Here is a 20,971-nt window from a genome sequence, read left to right as displayed (position 1 = left end):
ACCAGTACCGCTGTCAGAGTAGATGAAAAGAAGTAAGTAGATGGCTAGAACCATCGGTGGCTGGAGCACCTCCAGCACAAAGGCATCCAGCACAGGAGCGGATCGTGAGCAGCAACATTCCCAAGACCCTGGCAGAGAAGGTCTGGGCAGACCACTTGGTACGCAAGGGACAGGACAACGAGCCAGACCTGCTCTTCATTGACCTGCACCTGCTGCACGAGGTGACCTCCCCCCAGGCTTTCGAGGGATTGCGGCTGGCTGGCCGACCACTGCGCCGGGTGGATCTGACCATTGCCACCGAGGATCACAACACCCCCACCCTGGACATCGATAAGCCCATTGCGGATCCAACCAGCCGGACCCAGATCGAGACCCTGCGCAAGAACTGCCAAGAATTCGGCGTTCGGCTACATTCGCTCGGCGATGCGGAACAGGGCATTGTGCATATCGTGGGCCCGCAACTGGGCTTGACCCAGCCCGGGATGACCGTGGTCTGTGGCGATTCACACACCTCTACTCACGGCGCTTTTGGTGCCCTGGCCTTTGGCATTGGCACCTCCGAGGTGGAACATGTGATGGCCACTCAGACCCTGCCGCTCAAACCCTTTAAGACGATGGCCATTAACGTCGAGGGCACCCTGCGACCGGGTGTGAGTTCCAAAGACATTATTTTGGCGGTTATCGCCAAGATCGGCACCGGCGGTGGCCAAGGTTATGTGCTGGAATATCGGGGCTCAGCGATCCGCGAGCTGTCGATGGACGCCCGAATGACCATCTGCAATATGTCCATTGAAGCCGGGGCCCGAGCGGGCATGATCGCCCCGGATGAGACCACTTTCGAATACCTCAAGGGCCGCCCGCACGCGCCAGAGGGCGAAGATTGGGATGCCGCGGTCAAATACTGGAAGTCCCTGCACACCGAAGCCGATGCGAACTTCGACGCGGAAGTCTTCCTGGACGCGAATACCCTGGAACCCTTTGTCACCTGGGGCACCAATCCCGGCCAGGGAGTGTCCTTGAACGAGAGCGTTCCAGCCCCCGAGGACTTTGCGGATGAGAACGCCAAAGCAGCCTGCGAACGAGCACTGAGCTACATGGGACTCGAGGCACACACCCGGATGAAGGACATCCGAGTGGACACCGTCTTTCTGGGCTCCTGCACTAACTCCAGGATCGAAGATCTGCGGGCCGCTGCCGAGGTTATCAAGGGACGGCAGAAGGACCCGGAGATTAGGATGCTGGTAGTTCCCGGATCGGCACGGGTGCGCTTGGAGGCCGAGGCCGAGGGCTTGGACAAGGTCTTCAAGGAATTTGGCGCCGAGTGGCGTTTTGCGGGCTGTTCGATGTGTCTGGGAATGAACCCGGACCAATTGCAGCCGGGGGAGCGCTGCGCCTCCACCTCAAACCGTAATTTCGAAGGGCGGCAGGGCAAAGGTGGCCGCACCCACCTGGTTTCTCCGGTGGTCGCCGCTGCCACCGCAATCCGAGGCACCCTCAGCTCGCCTTCGGATCTACCCCCGCTGACGACGGCGAACGCGGCCTAGGCCAGGAGAGAGACAATGGAAAAGTTCAGTACGCACACCGGAATCGGCGTCCCTTTACGGGAATCTGATGTGGACACCGATCAGATCATCCCCGCGGTCTTCCTCAAACGCATCACCAAAACCGGCTTTGATGATGCGCTCTTCGCCTCCTGGCGCAAGAACGAGGACTTCATCCTCAATCAGGAACCCTTCAAACACGGCAGTGTACTGGTGGCCGGCCCGGACTTTGGCACCGGTTCCTCCCGGGAACACGCGGTCTGGGCACTGCGGGACTATGGCTTCAAAGCGGTGCTCTCCTCCAGATTTGGGGATATCTTCCGCGGAAACTCCGGTAAGCAGGGCCTGCTCACAGCTCAAGTTGACCAGGCCGATATTGAGCTGATCTGGAAGGTCCTGGAGAACGCACCGGGCACCGAGGTAAGCGTTGATCTGCTCAGCAAAACCGTGAGTTGCGGGGTGGTGGTAGCTCGCTTCGAGATTGACGATTACATCCGCTGGCGGCTATTAGAAGGCTTGGATGATATCGCTTTGACCATGGTGCATGAGGAGAAAATCTCCGAGTACGAGGCTCAGCGTCCGTCGTGGAAGCCCCGTACCCTGCCGGTGAAACTGGAGCAGGAACTTTAGCCGCTCCGCACGGGCAGGAATATTCGATCTGAGCGGCAGAAGAAACTATGCTGGATCGATGAGTAGCGTACTGACAGTTCGTGGCGGCGTGCCTTTATCCGGGCGAATTTCGGTACGGGGGGCGAAAAATCTGGTCCCCAAGGCCATGGTGGCCGCGCTGCTGGGGGATTCCCCCTCGGTGCTGCGCAATGTTCCCGAAATTAAGGACGTTGAAGTAGTCACCTCGTTGCTTCAACTACACGGTGTCTCCGTGCTTAAGGACCCGATTAATGGGGACCTGACCTTGGACCCGCAAAACGCCACCACCGCCTCAAGCACCGAGATTGACGCCCATGCGGGGGACTCCAGAATTCCCATTCTGCTGTGCGGCCCGCTGATACACGCCATCGGGGAGGCATTTATCCCGGATCTGGGCGGCTGCAAGATCGGCGACCGGCCGATTGATTTCCACCTCAATGTGCTGCGGCAGTTCGGCGCCGTGGTGGAGAAGCGGCCCGGAGGCATCCATATCTCCGCCCCGAAGGGGCTACAAGGCGCCAAGATCTCGCTGCCCTATCCCAGTGTGGGAGCCACCGAGCAGGTACTCCTCTCCGCCACCAAAGCCGAGGGCATCACCGAACTTATCGGGGCCGCCGTCGAACCCGAAATCATTGACTTGATTGCTGTGCTGCAAAAGATGGGCGCGATTATTAACGTCCAATCCGAGCGGACCATCCGGATCGAAGGCGTGAAGAACCTGAGCGGCTACCTGCACCGGGCTCTGCCTGATCGCAACGAAACCGCCTCCTGGGCCTCCGCCGCCCTGGTCACCCGCGGCGACATCTTTGTCGAGGGCGCCGCTCAGCGCGACCTGATGACCTTTATCAATACCTTCCGCAAGGTAGGCGGCGGAATGGACATCGAAGAGGACGGCATCCGCTTTTATCACCCCGGCGGTAAGCTCAATCCGCTGGTGTTGGAAACCGACGTACACCCCGGCTTTATGACCGACTGGCAGCAGCCCCTGGTAGTAGCCCTGAGCCAGGCCGAGGGGGTGTCCATTGTGCACGAGACGGTCTACGAGAACCGCTTTGGCTTCACCAAGGCGCTGGTCCGGATGGGGGCTAATATTCAGCTGCATCGGGAGTGCCTGGGAAGCACGCCCTGCCGCTTCGGGCAGCGCAACTTTCGGCATTCGGCCGTGATTTCCGGTCCCGCGCCGCTGCGCGGTGCCGATATTGACGTGCCCGATCTGCGTGGCGGATTCAGCCATCTGATCGCCGCGCTGGCGGCCACCGGAACCTCGCGGGTGACCGGGATCGATGTGATTAATCGGGGCTACGAACGGTTCACCGAGAAGCTGGCCGCACTCGGTGCCGATGTCGATGTTAGCGCGGGAGTGGCCAGGCGATGACCGAATCGCAACCCCTTAGCATGAGGGTGATGTTTCATATTCTGGCCGATACCTTGCGGCCCTTGATGAACATCATGCTCGGCAAGGAATGGCTCCAGCTGGAGAAGCTGCCCCGGGATACCGGTTTCATTATCTGCCCCAATCACTGCACCGAAATCGATCCGATTCTGGTGGGGCAGATGCTTTACAGCAATGGCCTTCCACCGCACTTTTTGACCAAAGCCTCACTTTTTAAGATTCCGGTGGTGGGGAAGGTGCTGGCCGGTTCCTTACAGATCCCGGTGGACCGGGCCGGGCCAACCGCCCGACGCTCACTCGAAGTGGCTCAGGAGGTCCTAGACCAACGGGGCGCCATTGTGATTTATCCGGAGGGCACCCTGACCAGGGACCCTGATCTGTGGCCAATGAAGGGGCACACCGGAGCCGCCAGGCTGGCTCTGCAGACCGGTGCACCGGTTATCCCGGTGGCACATTGGGGTGCCCAGGAAGTCTTTCCTCGCTACGCCAAAATGGTGAAATTGTTTCCTCGAAAGAAGGTTCGGATGATCGTCGGTGATCCGGTGGATCTCGACGAATTCCGCGATAAGCCCCAAGATAAGCAGCTTCTGGACGCCGTCACGGAGAAGATTCTGGTCGAGATTACGCTCTTGCTGGCAGGATTGCGGGGCGAACAGCCACCCGGCGAACGCTGGGATCCGAGTGTGCACAATCAGACCTCCCGTGGCAGGCAGATAGACAAAGACTCCGGGATGAACGAATGAGCGGCGGGAGCAAGCTAGCGGTTCTGGGCGCGGGGAGCTGGGGTACAACTTTCGCGAAAATCCTGGCGGATGCTCAGCCGGAACTGAGCGTTGAGCTCTGGGGACGGCGAGCAGAGGTGGTAGCACAGATCAATCGGGACCATCGGAATCCGAACTATCTGCCCGGCATTGACCTGCCACACAACATCCTGGCGAGCACCGACGTCGAAAGCGTACTGAGCGGAGCCGCCCTTGTGGTTCTAGCGGTACCCGCGCAGTCCCTTCGCCCGCAACTGGCCGCCTGGCGGGAACATTTAGCACCGGACGCCGTCGTGGTCTCCCTGATGAAGGGCTTGGAACTGGGCACCGACGCCAGGATGAGCGAGGTAATCGCCGAAGGACTCGGGCTGCCTGCCGAGCGGATCGTGGTGGTCTCCGGACCAAATCTGGCCATGGAGATCGCGCGTTGCGAACCAACGGCCTCAGTCATCGCCTGCACCGACGAATCGGTGGCCCACTGGGTCGCCTCGCTCTGCACCGCCAGCTATTTTCGCCCCTACACCAATACCGATGTGGTCGGGGTGGAGATCGGCGGCATTGTAAAAAACGTGATCGCCTTAGCCGTCGGCATTTGTGAGGGCAGGGAAATGGGCGATAACACCAAGGCATCGGTGATCACCCGCGGTCTTGCCGAGACCACCCGGCTGGCACTCGCCCTCGGCGGCGAATCGGATACCATGGCCGGACTTGCCGGGCTGGGCGATCTGGTGGCAACCTGTTCCTCACCTTTGAGTCGAAATCACAGCGCCGGCCGTTTGCTCGGCCAAGGGCTGAGCCTCGATGAGGTCAACGCCAGGATGACGCAGACCGCTGAGGGGATCAAATCCGGCCGCGCCGTCTACGATCTCGCCAAGAAACTGGGCGTTGAGATGCCGATTACCGAGGCAGTGGTTGCCGTGCTGGCTGGCAAACTCGACGTCGACGAATTGGGGCCACGGTTATTGTCCCGAGAACTTAAATCAGAAGGGGAATCTGCGTGACCGAAAAAACGCATAAACCGCGGATCGCTGTGCTCTTTGGCGGTCGCTCCAGCGAGCACGCGGTCAGCTGCGTCACTGCCGTGGGCGTGATGGGTGCGATTGACCGGCAGAAGTACGACGTCGTCCCGGTCGGGATCAGCAAGAACGGCCAGTGGGTGCTGGCCGGCCAGGAAACGGAACGCTGGCAGATTACCGCCGATAGTCTCCCCGAGGTAGATCCTGCAGCGCAGGCTGTGGCCTTGCATAGCAATGGTGCCGGTACCGAACTCGTGAGCAGCGCTCCCGGGGAGATACCTCAGTTATTGGGTGAGGTCGATGTGGTCTTCCCGCTACTGCATGGACCCTTCGGCGAAGATGGCACCGTGCAAGGACTGCTGGAGCTAGCCGATATCCGCTATGTGGGTTCCGGGGTGCTGGCCTCTGCCGTGGGCATGGATAAGGAGTACATGAAGATCATCTTCTCCTCCGCCGGACTTCGTGTGTACCCCTATCAGGTGATCCGAGAAAACGAGTGGCGGCGTTCCCGTTCCGCCGTGCTGGCTCGCGTGGAGGAGCTGGGTTGGCCGGTTTTCGTCAAGCCCGCCCGGGCCGGATCATCAATGGGGATCAGCAAGGTTGACGGCCCCGAGCAACTCGAAGCAGCCATTGAATTCGCCCGCGAGTATGACCCTAAGGTGATTGTGGAGGCCGCGGTCTCGGGGCGGGAAGTGGAGTGCGCCGTACTCCAGGGAAGGGACGGGGCGCCAACCCGGACCTCTTTCCCGGGTGAGGTGGTTACTTCTGGGGATCACAGTTTCTACGATTTTGAAGCCAAGTACGTGGCCGGGTCGGGTACCTCGCTGAGCTGCCCGGCGGAGCTGCCGGATGCTGCCATCAAGGAGATCCGGCGTGCCGCTGCCAAGGCTTTTGAGGCGATCGACGCCGAAGGGCTCTCCAGGGTGGACTTTTTCTACACCCCCGAAGGGGAGGTGGTGATCAACGAGATCAACACCTTGCCCGGCTTCACACCGAGGTCGATGTACCCGCAGATGTGGGCCGCTAGCGGGATGAGTTATCCCGAGTTGGTCGAAGAGCTGATCCAATTGGCGCTGAGCCGGAAGACCGGCCTGCGCTAACGACTGCTTTTTGCGCCAACCTCGGCTTGGAATCTCAGTTGTTGGTGCTGCTTCCGGTGCTACTTCCGGTGGGGAGCGTCTCCGCCGGTCCCACACATTTATAAGTCTGCGGGATTTTGGACACCGAGGCGGCTAGTTGCGGCAAGATCGTGCTGGAAGCCACATTCTTCTCACTAAAGAGAATCTCGGTGGCAGGCTGACGGCCGTAGGTGGTCAGGGTCCAGGTATCGCCCTTCTGCTTCATCACCCAGTCCACACCATTGACCCCGACGCAAGTATCCGTCGTGGTGCGTGGGGGTGGGGTGACGCCGCAGCGCAACACCACCACGGAGGGATTTCCCCAGGCTGCGGTGGCTTGGGAACTGGTTTCTCGCAGCGGCGCGTCGGCCAGCGCATCCGGAAGTGCGATCATCATCGGTGCGCAAGCCGGATCGGCGGAGTCCTTGGCCGGGGCCACCTCTACGGCCGGCGTGCAGGCGGTCAACAGGGCTCCCACGCCGAGGAAGAGGATGAGGAGCCGTCCGGGCGCTGCTTTCAACATACTTTTCAGCCTAGCTGATCGGCGTTCAGTTTATTTTGACCCTTCCCGTCGGCAGCTTTGGCGGTGGGAGGCGTTTCAGAAGGCAGGCTGTCAGCTCGAGGCGTTACGGTGGAGGGATGAGTGGAAATGTCGCGGACCGGCTCACCGTCGGTCAATTGAGTGAGCGTGAGTTGCTCGCCCAGATTTTCCCTCGCCTGGCTAACTCCTCCTCAGTACTGCTGGGGCCCGGAGACGATGCAGCCGTGGTTGCTGCCCCTGATGGTCGCACCGTGATTTCGATGGACACCCAGGTCCAAGACCAAGACTTTCGGCTGCACTGGAACAACGGCTACGCCTCCACAGGCTTCGATGTTGGTTGGAAGGCGGCAGCCCAGAATTTGAGCGATATTAACGCCATGGGAGCGGTAGCCACCGGCATGGTGGTCAGCTTGACCATGCCGCCGCAGACCGAGCTGGAATGGATGCGAGACCTTACCGAGGGACTGAGTCGCGCAATAACGGAGCTGGGTGCGGATCGGTGCGCCGTGGTCGGCGGGGACCTGTCCTCGGGACGGGAGCTGGTGGTGACGGTGAGCGTGATCGGTGACCTTGAAGGACGGGCGCCGGTGCTGCGTTCGGGAGCTGAGGCGGGGGATCGACTGGCCATCTGTGGGGCTCTGGGCCGTGCTGGGGCGGGCTGGGCGCTGCTGGAAAGCGAGAATTCGATCTCCTCGTTGAACGCCGATCAGCTGGCTTTACTGGATTCCTTTCGTTGCCCGCGGCCACCCTTACTCGCAGGTCCTGCCGCCGCCCGAGCCGGAGCCACCTCAATGCTTGACGTTTCCGACGGACTGATTCGCGACGCCGGGCGGCTGGCTTTGGCGAGCGAGGTTCAGATTGATTTGGACCCAGGAGTCCTCCGAGAGCTAGCAAGGCCGTTGGAACCGGCGGCTCGACTGCTCGGACGGAACGCCGTCGATTGGGTGCTCGGTGGAGGAGAGGACCACGGCCTGTTATCCACATTCGGACCCAGATCGGCCCTGCCACCTGGATTCACGGTGATAGGCTCGGTACGCTCGAAAGCAGATAACGACACAAACCCCGCTGGGGTGCAGGCTCCGGTAACGGTTGCTGGTCAGCGCAGCGACGTCGTGGGATGGGATCATTTTGCAGACTAAGATCGCCGCCAACGCTTCCGCATTTCGGCGTTGGTTGGCTAAAAGCGAAGAGACTCTCGGAAACCACAGTGATCGGCTCAACGCGATCAACATCTTTCCGGTGGCCGACGGTGATACCGGGACCAATCTCTATCTCACCATGAGGGCAGCCAACAGGGCGGCCCAGCAGAACGAAAGCTCAGACCTCGGAGTGCTGCTAAGCGCCGCCGCTCAGGCAGCGATGGAGGAAGCGCGGGGAAATTCCGGGACCCTGATAGCGGTTTTCCTGGCCGCAATGGCCGAACCCTTGCAGGGTGCCACCCGGTTGAGCGCCCCGTTACTGGCCGCTGCCCTGCGCCGGGCTCAGATTCGTTCCTGGTCGGCGCTCAGCGATCCCATCCAGGGCACCATGCTCTCCGTTCTGGAGGCCGCTGCCGAGGGGGCGGTTACCGCCGACGATGCACTGGGCGGTGATGACAGCAATCACGCGCTATCGGTGGCCCTGGATGCCACGGTAGCCGCCGCCCTGGAGGGGGTGGTGCGCACGGAACAGCAATTGAGTGAACTGCAGCGAGCCCAAGTGGTGGATGCCGGAGGGGTTGGTCTGCTGCTCGTCCTCGACAATCTGCGCGCGGTGATCCTGCATCAGGAGCTACAAGCGAATTTGCTCGATGGCCTGGCGGGCTATGACGTACACAAAACTCATATCCACCAGTCAATGTCCGTGATCGAAGGCGTCGAGGTGATGTGCACGATCGCGCTGTCTCCTTTGGACGCGGCGAATTTGCGAATGAAGCTGGACGAACTGGGTAACTCGGTGATTATGAGCCCGATGGCTCAAGAGGGCGAGCAGGAAATTTACCGCTGGCGGGTACACGTACACGCCGATGAGCCGGATGCGACACTCACCGCGATCCGTGCCCTGGGCGAGCCGATGAACGTCACGGTGGCGGAATTGCGCGCGGCAACCCATGACCATGCGGACGGCTGAGGGCGCGCTGCCGCTGGAGCGATTGCTGGGTAAGGCCTCCGCGAGCAGTCTGGAAAAACATCTCGGCTTGAGCACCGTGGCCGAGCTGCTCAATTACTTTCCGCGGCGCTACCTCAACCGCGGCGAACTAACCCCGATCAATAGCCTGCCCTTCGACGAAGAAGCCACCCTGATTGCCCGAGTGGTCAGCCTGACCAGCCGACGGATGCGGCAACGCAAAGGCAGCATCACCGATGTGGTGATCACTGATGACACCGCCGGGGGAGCCGGATCCCTCAGAATCAGCTTCTTCAACGGCTGGCGAGCGGAGAAGGAATTGCGTCCCGGGGTACGGGCGATGTTCTCCGGGAAGGTTGGCTTCTTCAACCGCTCGCTCACCTTGACCAATCCAGATTACGTTTTGCTGGATGGCACCGGTGATGACGGGGAGATAGCACTCGCCCCCATTCCGGTGTACCCGGCCACCGCGAAGCTGCCCAGCTGGAAAATTGGTAATGCGGTCTCCGCCTTGCTGGACGCCGTCGACCTCGCCGAGCTCAGTGACCCGCTGCCGCCAGAGATCGCCGAACGCGAAGGCTTTGCCACTATGGAGGCGGCCTACCGGATGATCCACCGCCCGGCGGATGCGGCGCAGTGGCAGCAGGCCCGGGACCGCTTTCGCTTTCAGGAAGCGCTGGTGCTCCAGACTGCCCTGGCTCGACGTCGGGCACAGACCATGGCTCAGCACGCGGTGGCCAGACTCGGCAGTCCGGACGGGCTGTTAGCCGCCTTCGACGCAGCCTTGCCTTTCACTCTCACCGCCGGGCAGACGGCTGTCGGGGTGCAAATATCGGAGGAGCTCGCTGCTGCTAGCAAGGCAGGCCCCGGCCCGATGCACCGGCTACTGCAGGGAGAAGTGGGCTCCGGTAAGACCTTGGTGGCTTTGCGTGCCATGCTTCAGGTGATTGACTCCGGCGGACAGGCGGCGCTGCTAGCTCCTACCGAGGTACTGGCAGCTCAGCACTATCAATCGATCCGAAATATCCTGGGACCGCTCGCCGAAGGCGGCATGTTGGGCGGCTACGACGGCGGCACCCAGGTCACCCTGCTCACCGGGACGATGAGTGCGCCGGCAAAGAAGCAAGCGCTACTGGCTGCGGCCTCCGGGCAGGCAGGCATTGTGATCGGTACCCATGCTCTGCTTTCCGATCACGTTCAATTCTTCGATTTGGGTTTGATCGTGGTGGACGAACAACACCGCTTCGGAGTGGAACAGCGCGATGCGCTCAGGCTCAAGGCCTCACATCCACCGCATCTGCTGGTGATGACGGCAACCCCCATTCCGCGCACGGTGGCGATGACGGTGTTCGGTGATCTAGAAACCTCCGTACTCCGAGAGCTCCCCGCCGGGCGAGCACCGATCAGTAGCTTCGTGGTGGGGCTTGTTGAGAATCCCGCCTGGTCACAGCGAATCTGGCAGCGCAGCCGCGAGGAGATCGATGCCGGGCACCAGGTCTACGTTGTCTGTCCCCGGATTGGTGAGGCCGAGGGTGCGGAAGCACCCAGTGGGGACGAACCGGAACAGAGTAACCGCGGGGAGAACCGGGAGCTCACCTCGGTGATCGAGCTGCTCGAACAGCTACGCAACGAGCCCGCCCTGGCTTCTTGCCGAATCGAAGCCATGCACGGCAGGCTCGATCCTGCGGAGAAGACCAGAATCATGGCCGATTTTGCCGCCGGAGAGGTGCAGATGCTGGTCTCCACGACCGTGATCGAAGTGGGCGTTGATGTACACAACGCCACCCTGATGGTGATCATGGACGCGGACAGATTCGGCATCTCGCAGCTGCATCAGCTACGTGGCCGGGTGGGTCGCGGCGGATTACCGGGTACCGCACTGCTGGTCACCGAGCTGGAGCCCGAACACCCCAGCCGACGGAGGCTGGACGCGGTAGCGTCCACCACGGACGGCTTTGCGCTCTCCCATGAGGACTTGAAGCTTCGCCGTGAAGGCGACATCCTGGGTGCGAGCCAATCAGGCGGTCGGTCCGCATTGCGCTTGCTCAGAGTCCTAGACCATGAGCAAATCATTGAGAAAGCCAGGGCAGATGCGGTTCAGATCATTGCCGACGACCCAGAGTTGGAAAGGCATACTGAGTTGGCCGAGGCGATTGAGCTTTCACTCAATCCGGAGAAAGAGGCTTTCCTTGAGCGAGGCTAAAACACACCGGCTAAGCGGAGAAGAGCGATGAGCAGGATCATTGCAGGTTTGGCCGGTGGGCACAGCCTAGTCAGCGTGCCAGGTACCGGAACCAGGCCCACCACTGACCGGGTGAAGGAAGCCCTGTTCTCCCGTCTAGAGGCGATGGACCTGCTGAGCAACGCAGCGGTGCTGGATCTCTACGCTGGCTCTGGTGCGCTCGGCATTGAAAGCGCAAGCCGTGGTGCCCGCAGCGCAGAATTGGTGGAAAACGATCACCGAGCCGCTCAAGCCTGTCAGCGGAATGCTGAGCTGCTCAATAAGCTGCGCGGTAGTAAAGGCAAAGCAGTCTCGGTGCACCGTTCCAAGGTGGAAACCTTCCTGGCACGCCCGGGAGGACCCTGGGACCTGGTCTTCCTCGACCCGCCCTACCCGCTTTCCGAGTCGGAACTGGCCGACGTGCTGGCGGAGCTGAGTGGCAAGCTCTCCGCGGGAGCCGTCGTGGTGGTGGAACGTTCCTCGCGCAGCCCCGAGCCCTGCTGGCCGCTAGGGGTCGAGAGGTTCTCCGAGCGTAGCTACGGTGAAACGAAGCTCTGGTTTGCCGAACCAGTCGAGCCCCCGGCTCCGGAACTCTAAGCTCGATTCTCGATCCCCGATCTTCGTCTAGAGGCGGAAATCGTCGAGTTCTACGCCTTCCAGGACTCGACAGGGATGCGGTCCGGCGGCGAGCAGCCGTTCGGTCCAGAGCGGATTCCAGTGTTCGGTGAGGCAGCCAGCGAGAATCAGATTGCCCGGGTAGCGACCGCTGAACATGGAGCTCTCTGCATAGAGCACCGTGGCTGGCAACACCGAACTTAGGGCGGTGCATTGACTGCGCAGCAGGCTCAGCCCCGGTTCGTCCCCGACATTGACCAGCAAAAGACCTTCCGGACCGAGTAACGCGGCGGCCTCGGCGTAGAAATCTGCACAGGCGATATGCTCCGGAGCATCCGGACCGGAAAAGATGTCCAGCACAATGGCATCAAAGGGCCCTTGATCGGCGACCTTCGGCAACATCCAACGGGCGTCACCAATTTCAATCTGCAGCTCACTACCGGCGGGCATGGGCAGGCTCTCAAGCACAAAATCCAGTAGTTCTCGTTCCAATTCGACGGCGGTCTGCTCAGAGCCTGGTCGAGTGACGGCTAAGTAGCGAGCCAGGGTCAGCGCGCCCGCACCCAGGTGCAACACCTTAATCGGCTCAGCGCCTGGTCGAAAGACATCGAGCAGATTAGCCATCCGGCGCAGGTATTCATAAAAGACCTGTTCCGGGGCGGCCAGATTCACATGGGATTGCTCGGCTCCGCCGATGCTGAGTACATAAGCGCCGGGAATGAAGTCGTCCGGCTGAATCTCGGCATGCACACCGAGTGAACTCAGCAGCCGGCGGTTCAGAGCACGTCCTTGAGCGTCCCGAGCCGGCGAGCAGCTTCCTCCAGCACCTCGGTCTTCTTGCAGAAGGCGAAACGCAGCAGGCTCCGGTTCCGCTGGGCCGCCTCAGGGTGGCAGAACACCGAGACCGGGATGGCGGCAACCCCGATCAACTCGGGTAGCTGCCGAGCCAGTAGGGCCGCGTCAGCTTCTTGAGCGCTAGCCAAGCTCAGGGGTGCCACATCGGCATTGATGAAATAACCGCCCTGTGGCAGATGCACGGTAAAACCTGCCTCGCGCAGGCCGTTCGCAAGCAGATCACGTTTTTGCCGCAAGGAGTCTGCGATGCCCTGGTAGAACTCATCGTTCTGGCCCAGACCCCAGGCGATGGCTGCCTGGAAGGGTGTTCCGGAAGAATAGGTGAGGAACTGCTTGACCGTACGCACCGCGGCGATCAGCGTGGCCGGACCGGTGGCCCAGCCCACCTTCCAGCCGGTAAAGGAGAAGGTTTTGCCAGCCGAGGAGATGGTGATGGTCCGTTCCGCCGCTCCGGGCAAGGTGGCTATTGGCCGGTGCGGGGCATCGAAGGTTAGATGCTCATAGACCTCATCCGAAACGATCAGCGCATCGTACTTCGTGGCCAGCTCAACGATCTTCTGTAAGGCTTCGAGGGAGAACACCGCTCCGGAAGGATTATGCGGGTTGTTCAGCAGCACCAGCCGGGTTCGGGAAGAAAAAGCGGCTTCCAGGGTTTCCAGATCCACCTGAAAGTCTGGCGCGTTCAGCGGCGCAGTGACGTGACGGGCACCGGAGAGCCCGATCATCGCCCCATAGGAATCGTAGAACGGCTCAAAGGTCAGGACCTCATCGCCCGCACTGGCAAAGGCCAGGATAGTGGCGGCAATTGCCTCGGTGGCTCCGGTGGTTACCAACACTTCCTGTTCAGGGTCGACGGCGAGCGAGTAGAAGCGCTTCTGATGGCTGGAGATAGCCTCCCGCAGTTCGGGGATGCCCCTGCCGGGAGCGTACTGATTGGCACCGCCGTCGACCGCTGCCTTGACCCGGTCCTTGATCTCCTGCGGACCGTCCTCGTCCGGGAAGCCCTGACCCAAGTTGAGCGCTCCAGTCCGGGTAGCCAAGGTGGTGATTTCCTCGAAGATCGTTACACCAAGCCGGCCGTTGGTGGACAGCAGATTGGCTCCTTCGGCGGTGCGTTGCCACGGCATGCTCATCCTTTCACCCTATCCCCGAAGCGCGAGTGCACACATAACGCCCATACTTTTGCTGAAACATCGGCGTTATGTGTGCACTCGCGCGGGGGAGGGAGGATAGATTGGACTTATGCGTCGCGCGGTGTGCCCCGGATCATTTGACCCCATTCACAATGGGCACCTTGAAGTGATTGCGCGTGCCGCCGGGCTATTCGACGAGGTAATTGTGGCGGTCTCCACTAATTACTCGAAGAAGTACCTTTTCAGTTTGGAAGAGCGGCTGGAGATGGCAGGGGAGACCTTCGCCTCGCTGCGTGGCATTGTGATAGAACCTATGAGCCAGGGCTTGCTCGCGGAATACTGCAGACAGCGCGGTGCGAGCGCCATCGTCAAGGGCCTGCGTTCCTCCTCGGACTTCGACTACGAGGTGCCGATGGCCACCATGAATCGGCAGCTGAGTGGGGTGGAGACGATTTTCCTGGCCGGAGAATCGCACTATTTGCACCTTTCCTCCACCATGATCAAAGAGGTGGCCATGCTGGGCGGAGACGTCGCCGATTATGTTCCTAGGGCAGTTCAGCGCAAACTGGCAGAGCATCAAAGTCGTTGACGAAACGCCCACCAAAGCCGCAGTTTGAGGGCGGGGAGGCTTTCAGGCTAAGATGATACGTCGGTCATATGTTTTCTTCAGGAGTCCCCATTAACACGAACCAACGGACGCATCCGGGTTCAGCACTGGTCATTGCGGTCAAGGATTTTGCGCGCAATCCCGGTGGAATGCGGAACCTCGAAGAGACGGTACCAGCGCCGGGGGAACTCAGCGTTGCAATGATCGGTGTTCAGGAAGGGTCGGAAGTTGACCTGGATCTGAGCTTGGAGGCCGTACACGAAGGAATCTTTGTCTCGGGCACTGCCAGCGTCCACGTAGTGGGCGAGTGCAGCCGATGCCTAGATCCCCTTGCGTATGACCTCGACGTCGATATTCAGGAGATGTTTTTCTTCGAAGGACTCGCCCCGGTGCGTGCTGCGAAGGAAGACGATAATGAAAGCCTGGACGACGAGCAGCGGTTGGTAGAGAACGATCATATCGATCTCGAACCTCTGTTGCGGGATGTGGTAGTCACTGCGCTGCCCTTCCGACCGGTATGCCGGGAAGACTGCCAAGGTCTATGTTCCGTTTGCGGAATCAGGCTGGCAGACGAACCCGGTCACCATCACGAAGATCTGGACCCTCGCTGGGCTGCTTTGAGCGGACTTGCTGAGGATCAAGAGAACTAGTTTTAGCCGTCACTGAGTTGCCGGGCTGATTGCCCGACAACGCGAAGAGAGAAAAGAGTCAGCCGTGGCTGTTCCCAAGCGGAAGATGTCCCGTGCCAATACGCGCGCCCGCCGTGCCCAGTGGAAGGCCACTGCGCCTAACCTGGTCAAGACCGTGGAAAACGGCCGGGTGACCTACTCCTTGCCGCACCAGGCCAAGGTGGTCACCGACTCCGCAGGCACCGCGCTTTTCCTGGAGTACAAGGGCCGTAAGGTTGCGGACGTCTAAGTTGTCCCTGTCGTTTCGGCAGTAACATCTCGTCTAATATGCCTTCCTCCAGAAAAGCGGTACCGGAGCACGAAGAGCTTTTGAAGCGTCTCGGCGTCGAAATCGACACCGGGACGCTTCGTCTTGCCCTGACACATCGCTCCTATGCCTATGAGAATGGTGGTATTCCCACCAACGAGCGCTTGGAGTTCCTGGGGGATTCGGTGCTTGGCTTCTCGGTCACCGACGCCCTGTTCCGGGACAATCCGGACCTGGCCGAAGGTGAGTTGGCTAAACGGCGCTCGGCCGTGGTGAGCACAAGAGCCTTGGCCGCGATCGGACGGGAACTGGGGATCGGCGAGTTCATTCTGCTCGGTCAGGGTGAATTGCTGACCGATGGCAAGAATAAGTCATCGATCTTGGCGGACACCATGGAAGCACTGATCGGTGCCAGTTATCTCTGCAATGGCATCGAGGTGACCAGAAAGATGGTTTTACGCTTGGTGGGTCCCTTGCTCAAGGACTCCGCTGCGCTCGGGGCGGCCACCGACTGGAAAACCAGCATTCAGGAGTACGCGGCCAGCCAACACCTGGGGCAGGTCCGCTATGAGGTGGTTGGCGATGGCCCGGATCATGCTCGCAGCTACCGGGCTACCCTGCTGATCGGCCGATTGTCCTACGCCAGTGGTGAAGGAAACTCCAAAAAAGAAGCCGAACAGAATGCCGCCGCCAATAGCTGGCGCGAGATTCACGGAATTCAGGTCTGAGTCCCCGCGATGCCCGAACTGCCAGAAGTTGAGGTGGTCCGTCGCGGTCTGGAGCGTTGGGTCACGGGGCGGAACATTACCGAGGTGCAGGTCTTAGACCCGCGTTCCGTTCGCCGTCATCTGCTGGGTTCCGAGGACTTCCGCGGGCAGCTAATTGGTGCTCGGATCGACTCGGTGGTTCGAAGAGGTAAATTTCTCTGGCTACCACTCACCGATGCCCAAGAAAATCAGAATCAGGACAAACCAAAAGAGGTTGCCCTGATGGCGCATCTGGGCATGAGCGGTCAATTGCTGATGCAAGAACCGACGCGGCAGGACGAAAAGCATTTGCGCGTCCGACTGAGCCTTGACGGCGAAGGACCGGCCGAGCTTCGTTTCGTGGATCAGCGCATTTTTGGCGGGTTATTCGTTACCTCCTTGGTGCCCACCAGCGACGGATTGCCTGGTGGAGACCAAGGTGAGACCACGCCGTCGGAAGCTCTGATAGCTGCCGAGGCCGCTCATATCGCGAGAGACCCACTTGATCCAAACTTCTCTCTTACGGCGTTTAAAGCGGCACTCAAACGGCGCAAGACCGGCTTGAAGAGGGCACTGCTCGATCAGTCGCTGCTCTCCGGGATCGGAAATATCTACGCCGATGAAGCACTCTGGGCCAGCAAGCTGCACTATGCCAGGGCTACCGAGACCTTACGCACCGTCGGGGTGGAACGGCTTATCGACAATGCCCGGCGGGTGATGCTGGACGCTCTCGCGGCGGGAGGCACCAGTTTCGACTCGCTCTATGTCAACGTCAACGGTTCCTCCGGGTACTTCGAACGCTCGCTCCGGGTCTACGGCAGGCAGGACAAACCCTGCTACCGCTGCGAAGAGGAAGGCGTGCTGACCTTGATCCGGCGGGATTCCTTCATGAATCGGTCCTCCTATTTCTGCCCGCGATGCCAGCCCAGGCCGCGAAATGGCCATTGGTAAGCACGGAAAAGCAGAAAAAGCCTCAGAACAGCGCAATTTCGACCGAATATCAGCCAGATTCGGCCCAGATGCCAGTAGATTATTGGCAATGAACACCTTGAGCAGAACGGGACCCTAAGTGCACTTGAAAAGCCTCACCCTCAGGGGCTTTAAGTCATTTGCCTCCGCTACCACCTTCGACTTCGAGCCCGGAGTCACCGCGGTGGTTGGTCCCAATGGCTCAGGCAAGTCCAATGTGGTCGACGCGCTCGCCTGGGTGATGGGCGAACAAGGCGCCAAGACGCTGCGCGGCGGCAAAATGGAAGACGTCATCTTTGCCGGCACCGCGGGGCGGCCACCGCTGGGACGTGCTCAGGTTTCGCTGACCATCGACAATGCCGACGGTGCTTTGCCCATCGATTACAGCGAGGTGACCATCTCTCGCACGCTGTTCCGTACCGGTGGCAGTGAATATGCAATCAATGGGGTCACCGCTCGGCTGCTGGATATCCAGGAACTGCTTTCCGATTCCGGCTTGGGCCGAGAGATGCACGTCATTGTCGGTCAAGGCCAGCTAGACAAGGTATTGCATGCCACCCCGGAGGATCGTCGCGGTTTCATCGAAGAAGCAGCTGGAATTCTCAAGCACCGACGCCGCAAAGAGAAGACGCTGCGCAAGCTCGAAGCCATGCAAGCCAATCTCACCCGGCTCAGCGATTTGACCAGCGAAATCCGACGCCAGCTCACCCCGCTGGGACGGCAGGCAGAGGTAGCCCGGAGGGCGCAAAGCGTGCAATTCGAGGTTCGAGATGCGCGCGCCCGCTTGCTGGCCGACGATCTGGTTACCCTGCGCAGCACCCTGGAACAAGAAGTTGCCGATGAAACGGCACTGAAGGCTCGGCGGGCCGAAGTGGAAGCGGCGCTGGAGGCCGGAAGGGTCCGCCAAGCGGAACTTGAGCAACTCGCCGCACAGGCCACCCCCTTACTCAACACGGCTCGAGACACCTGGTATCAGCTTTCGGCCCACCGGGAGCGGCTGCGTTCGCTCGGCAACTTGGCCGCCGAACGACGTCGGCTACTGGGTGCCGCCGATACGGTGCAGGATCATGGCCGGGATCCGGAGAAACTTGAGCAGCAAGCGGCCTCGGTGCGCGCCGAAGAGGCCGGGTTGAAGGCAGCACTGGACTCCAGTCGCCAAGAGCTGCAGGCTGCTGTGGACGCCCGGGGGCAGTCCGAGGAAGCAGCTAGGGCCGAGGAGCAGCGGCTTACCGCGATTCTTCGGGCCGCGGCCGACCGCCGCGAAGGTTTAGCCCGCTTGGCCGGTCAGGTGGGTGCCGCCAGGTCTCGGGCTGAGGCGGCAGAAGCCGAGCTGGGCCGATTGCGCGAATCACAGGGCGCCGCCGAACAGCGCAGGATTTCCGCCCAACAGGAGTTCACTGCCCTGGAATCGCAGATCGCCGGGGTGGAGCAGGGCGAGGAGTCCCTCGATAGCGACTATGAGGAAGCCAGCGAATCGCTCGAAGCCATTGAGGAACGGATCGCTGAGCTCACCGCCGAGCAACAAGGCGCTGAGCGGGAGCGGGATTCACTCACCGCCCGGCGGGACGCCCTGCGGGTTGGCTTGGAACGCAAGGACGGCAGCGAGCTGCTGCTTTCCTCCGCACAACAGGGAGTGCTGGAACGAGTTTCGGCGCTGATCACTGTGGCGGCGGGGCAGGAAACAGCGATAGCTGCCGCTCTCGGTTCGCTCGCCGACGCCGTAGTGGTGGAGGACCTGGCTGCCGCGGTCAATGCCTTGGACTGGGCTAAAACGGACGACGTCGGCCGCTTGGAGCTGATGATTTCCTCCACCGCGCCAGGCCAGGGCGCGGGCGCTAAGGCACGGAAGGTAGCGGCATCGATTCCTGGGACCAGCGCCGCACTTGATTTAGTGCAAACAGATCAGCGGATTTCAGCCGGGGTTCAATCCGCGCTGGCCGAGGTAGTGGTGGTGGTCGAGTTACAACAGGCGCGCTCGGTGATCGAAAGTGATCCCGGCTTGACCGCGGTGACCACGAACGGTGATGTTTTTACGGCTCTTTCCGCGCGTGGAGGCTCCGCTTCGGCCCCTTCGCAGTTGGAGTTGCTGGCCGCGGTCGAGGAAACTGAGCAACAAATCGCTCAAGCCACCGCCCGGGCCGAACGCTGCACCTTCGAACTGTCCGGGGCGGCCGCCCAGCGAGCCGATGCCCAAGCAGCCGCCGAAGCAGCCCTGGAAAAGCTGCACGAATCCGATGCCCGGATGGCCGCCGTCGCCGAAAGATTGGGACATCTGGGCACTACCTTGCGGTCGGCGGTGGGGGAGAGCGAGCGGCAGGCGCAATCCATAGAACGAGCCGTGCAGAACATTGCCCGAGAGCAAACCAGCCTTGAGGAGATTTCAGCTCGGCTGAGTGCGGCTCAGGAGGCGCCGAGTGATGAGGAACCCTCGACGGTTTTGCGCGATGAGCTGGCCGCAGCGGCGGTCGCTGCCAGGGCAGCCGAAATGGATCATCGTTTGGCTCTGCGTAGCACCGAAGAACAGCTGAACAGCACGGCCAACCGAGCAGCCTCCCTGGAGCGGGCAGCCCGAACCGAACGACAGGCCAGAGCCCAGGCGGCCGAACGCGCCCGGGTCCGGCAGTTCCAAGCCCGGAAAGCCGCGGCAGTGGCACAAGCCGTCACCCTGACGCTCGCACACGCTGACGTCTCGGTGGATCTGGCTGGACGGGAGCGGGACGCCGCAGAGGAACTCCGGGCCGTGCGGGAAACCGAACTGACAGCGGTGCGCAGCCAAAACGATAAGCACGCTGCGGAGCTGGCCGAGCTGACGGACTCCGTGCATCGGGATGAACTTGCCAGGACGCAGCAGCGCTTGCGGATTGAAGCCCTGGAGAACCGGGCCATCGAGGAACTGGGGCTGACGGCCGAGCACCTGGTCACTGAATATGGTCCGGACACCCTGGTTCCGTTGGGACCGGGGGAAGTGACCGATAAATGGGCGGCTTTGCGGGTTCCGGTTGATGAAGACGGCCAGGCAATCAGGGAGGGCATCCCCTTTGTTCGGGCAGATCAAGAGAAGCGACTCAAGCGGGCGGAACGAGATCTGGCAGCGCTGGGTAAGGTAAATCCCCTGGCATTAGAGGAGTTTGCGGCCCTGGAGGAGCGTCATCAGTTCCTCTCCAGCCAGCTAGAGGACCTCAAAGCGAGCCGGAAGGACTTACTGGATATCATCCGTGAGGTCGATGAACGGGTGGAACAGGTCTTCACCGCCGCCTACGCCGATACCGCTGCTCAATTCGAGCGGGTGTTCGGGCGGCTCTTCCCCGGCGGCGAAGGGCGGTTGGTGCTAACCAATCCCGAGGACATGCTGACCACCGGCATCGAGGTGGAGGCCAGGCCCGCGGGCAAGAAAATCAAGCGCCTCTCCCTGCTCTCCGGCGGCGAGCGCTCGTTGACCGCCGTCGCGCTGCTGGTGGCGATCTTCAAGGCCCGGCCCTCACCGTTCTATGTGATGGATGAGGTAGAGGCGGCCCTGGACGATACCAATCTGGGGCGATTGATCACGATCTTCGAGGAGCTTCGGGAATCTAGCCAGCTCATTGTGATTACCCACCAGAAGCGCACCATGGAGGTCGCCGATGCGCTGTACGGAGTGACCATGCGGGGCGACGGCGTATCTACGGTGATTGGGCAACGATTGGCTGCTGAGGCCTAAGTAAGAGAACAATAGTCGAGGGGCCTGGACCGTTGCGGTCCAAGCCCCTCGACTATCGCTACCTTCTA

Annotated in this window: 18 protein-coding genes and 1 pseudogene; 16 read left to right on the top strand and 3 right to left on the bottom strand. The window is 61.1% G+C overall.

Translation table 11 applies throughout. The annotated features are described in order from the left end of the window. The first annotated feature begins 101 nt into the window (after window positions 1-101). Genes leuC through FHU41_RS04310 form a run of 6 tightly spaced genes read left to right on the top strand, consistent with a single transcriptional unit; the run spans window position 102 to window position 6,459 of the window. Window positions 102-1,544 carry a 3-isopropylmalate dehydratase large subunit gene (gene leuC / locus FHU41_RS04335; RefSeq protein WP_425503274.1) on the top strand — a complete coding sequence of 481 codons (1,443 nt, stop codon included), beginning with the start codon at window positions 102-104 and terminating at the stop codon, window positions 1,542-1,544. Window positions 1,545-1,559: 15 nt separating this feature from the next. Next, the gene (gene leuD, locus FHU41_RS04330) at window positions 1,560-2,171 is read left to right on the top strand and encodes a 3-isopropylmalate dehydratase small subunit (protein WP_179388379.1); all 612 of its coding nucleotides are present in this window, start codon (window positions 1,560-1,562) and stop codon (window positions 2,169-2,171) included. A gap of 58 nt (window positions 2,172-2,229) precedes the next feature. After that, complete coding sequence (murA, locus tag FHU41_RS04325) at window positions 2,230-3,564, top strand: UDP-N-acetylglucosamine 1-carboxyvinyltransferase (RefSeq protein ID WP_179388378.1); 1,335 nt, start codon at window positions 2,230-2,232, stop codon at window positions 3,562-3,564. Between the two features lie 29 nt (window positions 3,565-3,593). Beyond that, window positions 3,594-4,325, top strand: a complete 732-nt coding sequence (locus tag FHU41_RS04320) for a lysophospholipid acyltransferase family protein (protein ID WP_246279427.1) — start codon at window positions 3,594-3,596, stop codon at window positions 4,323-4,325. Continuing rightward, window positions 4,322-5,344, top strand: coding sequence for an NAD(P)H-dependent glycerol-3-phosphate dehydrogenase (locus FHU41_RS04315; protein ID WP_179388376.1), 1,023 nt, complete (start codon window positions 4,322-4,324; stop codon window positions 5,342-5,344). The genes FHU41_RS04320 and FHU41_RS04315 overlap by 4 nt, the downstream gene beginning before the upstream one ends. Further along, window positions 5,341-6,459 (top strand): D-alanine--D-alanine ligase family protein, encoded by a 1,119-nt coding sequence (locus tag FHU41_RS04310; RefSeq protein WP_343046241.1) that lies wholly within the window; start codon window positions 5,341-5,343, stop codon window positions 6,457-6,459. Before FHU41_RS04315 ends, FHU41_RS04310 begins: the two co-directional genes overlap by 4 nt. Window positions 6,460-6,493: 34 nt before the next feature. Here FHU41_RS04310 and FHU41_RS04305 read toward each other — a convergent pair whose 3' ends face one another. Next, window positions 6,494-7,000, bottom strand: a complete 507-nt coding sequence (locus tag FHU41_RS04305; RefSeq protein WP_179388375.1) for a DUF3515 family protein — start codon at window positions 6,998-7,000, stop codon at window positions 6,494-6,496. A 116-nt stretch (window positions 7,001-7,116) separates the two neighbouring features. Here FHU41_RS04305 and FHU41_RS04300 point away from each other — a divergent pair, with 116 nt between their 5' ends. The 4 genes and pseudogenes from FHU41_RS04300 to rsmD all read left to right on the top strand — a co-directional run. Beyond that, a complete protein-coding gene (locus FHU41_RS04300; RefSeq protein ID WP_179388374.1) occupies window positions 7,117-8,157 on the top strand; it encodes a thiamine-phosphate kinase in 1,041 nt (346 codons plus the stop codon). Next, window positions 8,147-9,127 (top strand): DAK2 domain-containing protein, encoded by a 981-nt coding sequence (locus FHU41_RS04295; protein ID WP_179388373.1) that lies wholly within the window; start codon window positions 8,147-8,149, stop codon window positions 9,125-9,127. The genes FHU41_RS04300 and FHU41_RS04295 overlap by 11 nt, the downstream gene beginning before the upstream one ends. Next, window positions 9,114-11,327 carry an ATP-dependent DNA helicase RecG gene (locus FHU41_RS04290; protein WP_179388372.1) on the top strand — a complete coding sequence of 738 codons (2,214 nt, stop codon included), beginning with the start codon at window positions 9,114-9,116 and terminating at the stop codon, window positions 11,325-11,327. The genes FHU41_RS04295 and FHU41_RS04290 overlap by 14 nt, the downstream gene beginning before the upstream one ends. Before the next feature lie 18 nt (window positions 11,328-11,345). Then, a pseudogene (gene rsmD, locus FHU41_RS04285) lies at window positions 11,346-11,942 on the top strand (16S rRNA (guanine(966)-N(2))-methyltransferase RsmD); the annotation flags it as partial. 27 nt (window positions 11,943-11,969) lie between these two features. On the opposite strand, the gene FHU41_RS04280 reads toward rsmD, so the two are convergent. Both FHU41_RS04280 and FHU41_RS04275 read right to left on the bottom strand, forming a co-directional pair. Beyond that, window positions 11,970-12,710 carry a spermidine synthase gene (locus FHU41_RS04280; RefSeq protein ID WP_343046240.1) on the bottom strand — a complete coding sequence of 247 codons (741 nt, stop codon included), beginning with the start codon at window positions 12,708-12,710 and terminating at the stop codon, window positions 11,970-11,972. A gap of 26 nt (window positions 12,711-12,736) precedes the next feature. Beyond that, window positions 12,737-13,948 carry an aminotransferase class I/II-fold pyridoxal phosphate-dependent enzyme gene (locus FHU41_RS04275; RefSeq protein WP_179388370.1) on the bottom strand — a complete coding sequence of 404 codons (1,212 nt, stop codon included), beginning with the start codon at window positions 13,946-13,948 and terminating at the stop codon, window positions 12,737-12,739. Window positions 13,949-14,057: 109 nt separating this feature from the next. Here FHU41_RS04275 and coaD point away from each other — a divergent pair, with 109 nt between their 5' ends. The 6 genes from coaD (at window position 14,058) to smc (ending at window position 20,903) form a co-directional block, all read left to right on the top strand. Continuing rightward, window positions 14,058-14,537, top strand: coding sequence for a pantetheine-phosphate adenylyltransferase (coaD, locus tag FHU41_RS04270; RefSeq protein ID WP_179388369.1), 480 nt, complete (start codon window positions 14,058-14,060; stop codon window positions 14,535-14,537). A 125-nt stretch (window positions 14,538-14,662) separates the two neighbouring features. Next, complete coding sequence (locus FHU41_RS04265) at window positions 14,663-15,205, top strand: YceD family protein (protein ID WP_179389124.1); 543 nt, start codon at window positions 14,663-14,665, stop codon at window positions 15,203-15,205. A 64-nt stretch (window positions 15,206-15,269) separates the two neighbouring features. Then, on the top strand, window positions 15,270-15,473 hold the full coding sequence (gene rpmF, locus FHU41_RS04260) for a 50S ribosomal protein L32 (protein ID WP_179388368.1): 204 nt from the start codon (window positions 15,270-15,272) through the stop codon (window positions 15,471-15,473). A 38-nt stretch (window positions 15,474-15,511) separates the two neighbouring features. Further along, a complete protein-coding gene (gene rnc, locus FHU41_RS04255; protein ID WP_179388367.1) occupies window positions 15,512-16,219 on the top strand; it encodes a ribonuclease III in 708 nt (235 codons plus the stop codon). A gap of 9 nt (window positions 16,220-16,228) precedes the next feature. Then, the gene (gene mutM, locus FHU41_RS04250) at window positions 16,229-17,188 is read left to right on the top strand and encodes a bifunctional DNA-formamidopyrimidine glycosylase/DNA-(apurinic or apyrimidinic site) lyase (protein WP_179388366.1); all 960 of its coding nucleotides are present in this window, start codon (window positions 16,229-16,231) and stop codon (window positions 17,186-17,188) included. Between the two features lie 118 nt (window positions 17,189-17,306). After that, window positions 17,307-20,903 (top strand): chromosome segregation protein SMC, encoded by a 3,597-nt coding sequence (smc, locus tag FHU41_RS04245; protein WP_179388365.1) that lies wholly within the window; start codon window positions 17,307-17,309, stop codon window positions 20,901-20,903. Window positions 20,904-20,971: the final 68 nt, after the last annotated feature.

Source organism: Psychromicrobium silvestre, from assembly GCF_013408295.1.
Lineage (GTDB): Bacteria > Actinomycetota > Actinomycetes > Actinomycetales > Micrococcaceae > Renibacterium > Renibacterium silvestre.
Note: the sequence above shows the minus strand (reverse complement) of the source record. Positions and strands in the feature narration are given on the sequence as shown.

Bases quoted from the DNA above. Each gene is read 5' to 3' on its own strand.
- leuD (WP_179388379.1), top strand. From the start codon at position 1,560: ATGGAAAAGTTCAGTACGCACACCGGAATCGGCGTCCCTTTACGGGAA.
- murA (WP_179388378.1), top strand. From the start codon at position 2,230: ATGAGTAGCGTACTGACAGTTCGTGGCGGCGTGCCTTTATCCGGGCGA.
- FHU41_RS04320 (WP_246279427.1), top strand. From the start codon at position 3,594: ATGTTTCATATTCTGGCCGATACCTTGCGGCCCTTGATGAACATCATG.
- FHU41_RS04315 (WP_179388376.1), top strand. From the start codon at position 4,322: ATGAGCGGCGGGAGCAAGCTAGCGGTTCTGGGCGCGGGGAGCTGGGGT.
- FHU41_RS04305 (WP_179388375.1), bottom strand. From the start codon at position 7,000: ATGTTGAAAGCAGCGCCCGGACGGCTCCTCATCCTCTTCCTCGGCGTG.
- FHU41_RS04300 (WP_179388374.1), top strand. From the start codon at position 7,117: ATGAGTGGAAATGTCGCGGACCGGCTCACCGTCGGTCAATTGAGTGAG.
- FHU41_RS04290 (WP_179388372.1), top strand. From the start codon at position 9,114: ATGCGGACGGCTGAGGGCGCGCTGCCGCTGGAGCGATTGCTGGGTAAG.
- FHU41_RS04275 (WP_179388370.1), bottom strand. From the start codon at position 13,948: ATGAGCATGCCGTGGCAACGCACCGCCGAAGGAGCCAATCTGCTGTCC.
- coaD (WP_179388369.1), top strand. From the start codon at position 14,058: ATGCGTCGCGCGGTGTGCCCCGGATCATTTGACCCCATTCACAATGGG.
- rnc (WP_179388367.1), top strand. From the start codon at position 15,512: ATGCCTTCCTCCAGAAAAGCGGTACCGGAGCACGAAGAGCTTTTGAAG.
- mutM (WP_179388366.1), top strand. From the start codon at position 16,229: ATGCCCGAACTGCCAGAAGTTGAGGTGGTCCGTCGCGGTCTGGAGCGT.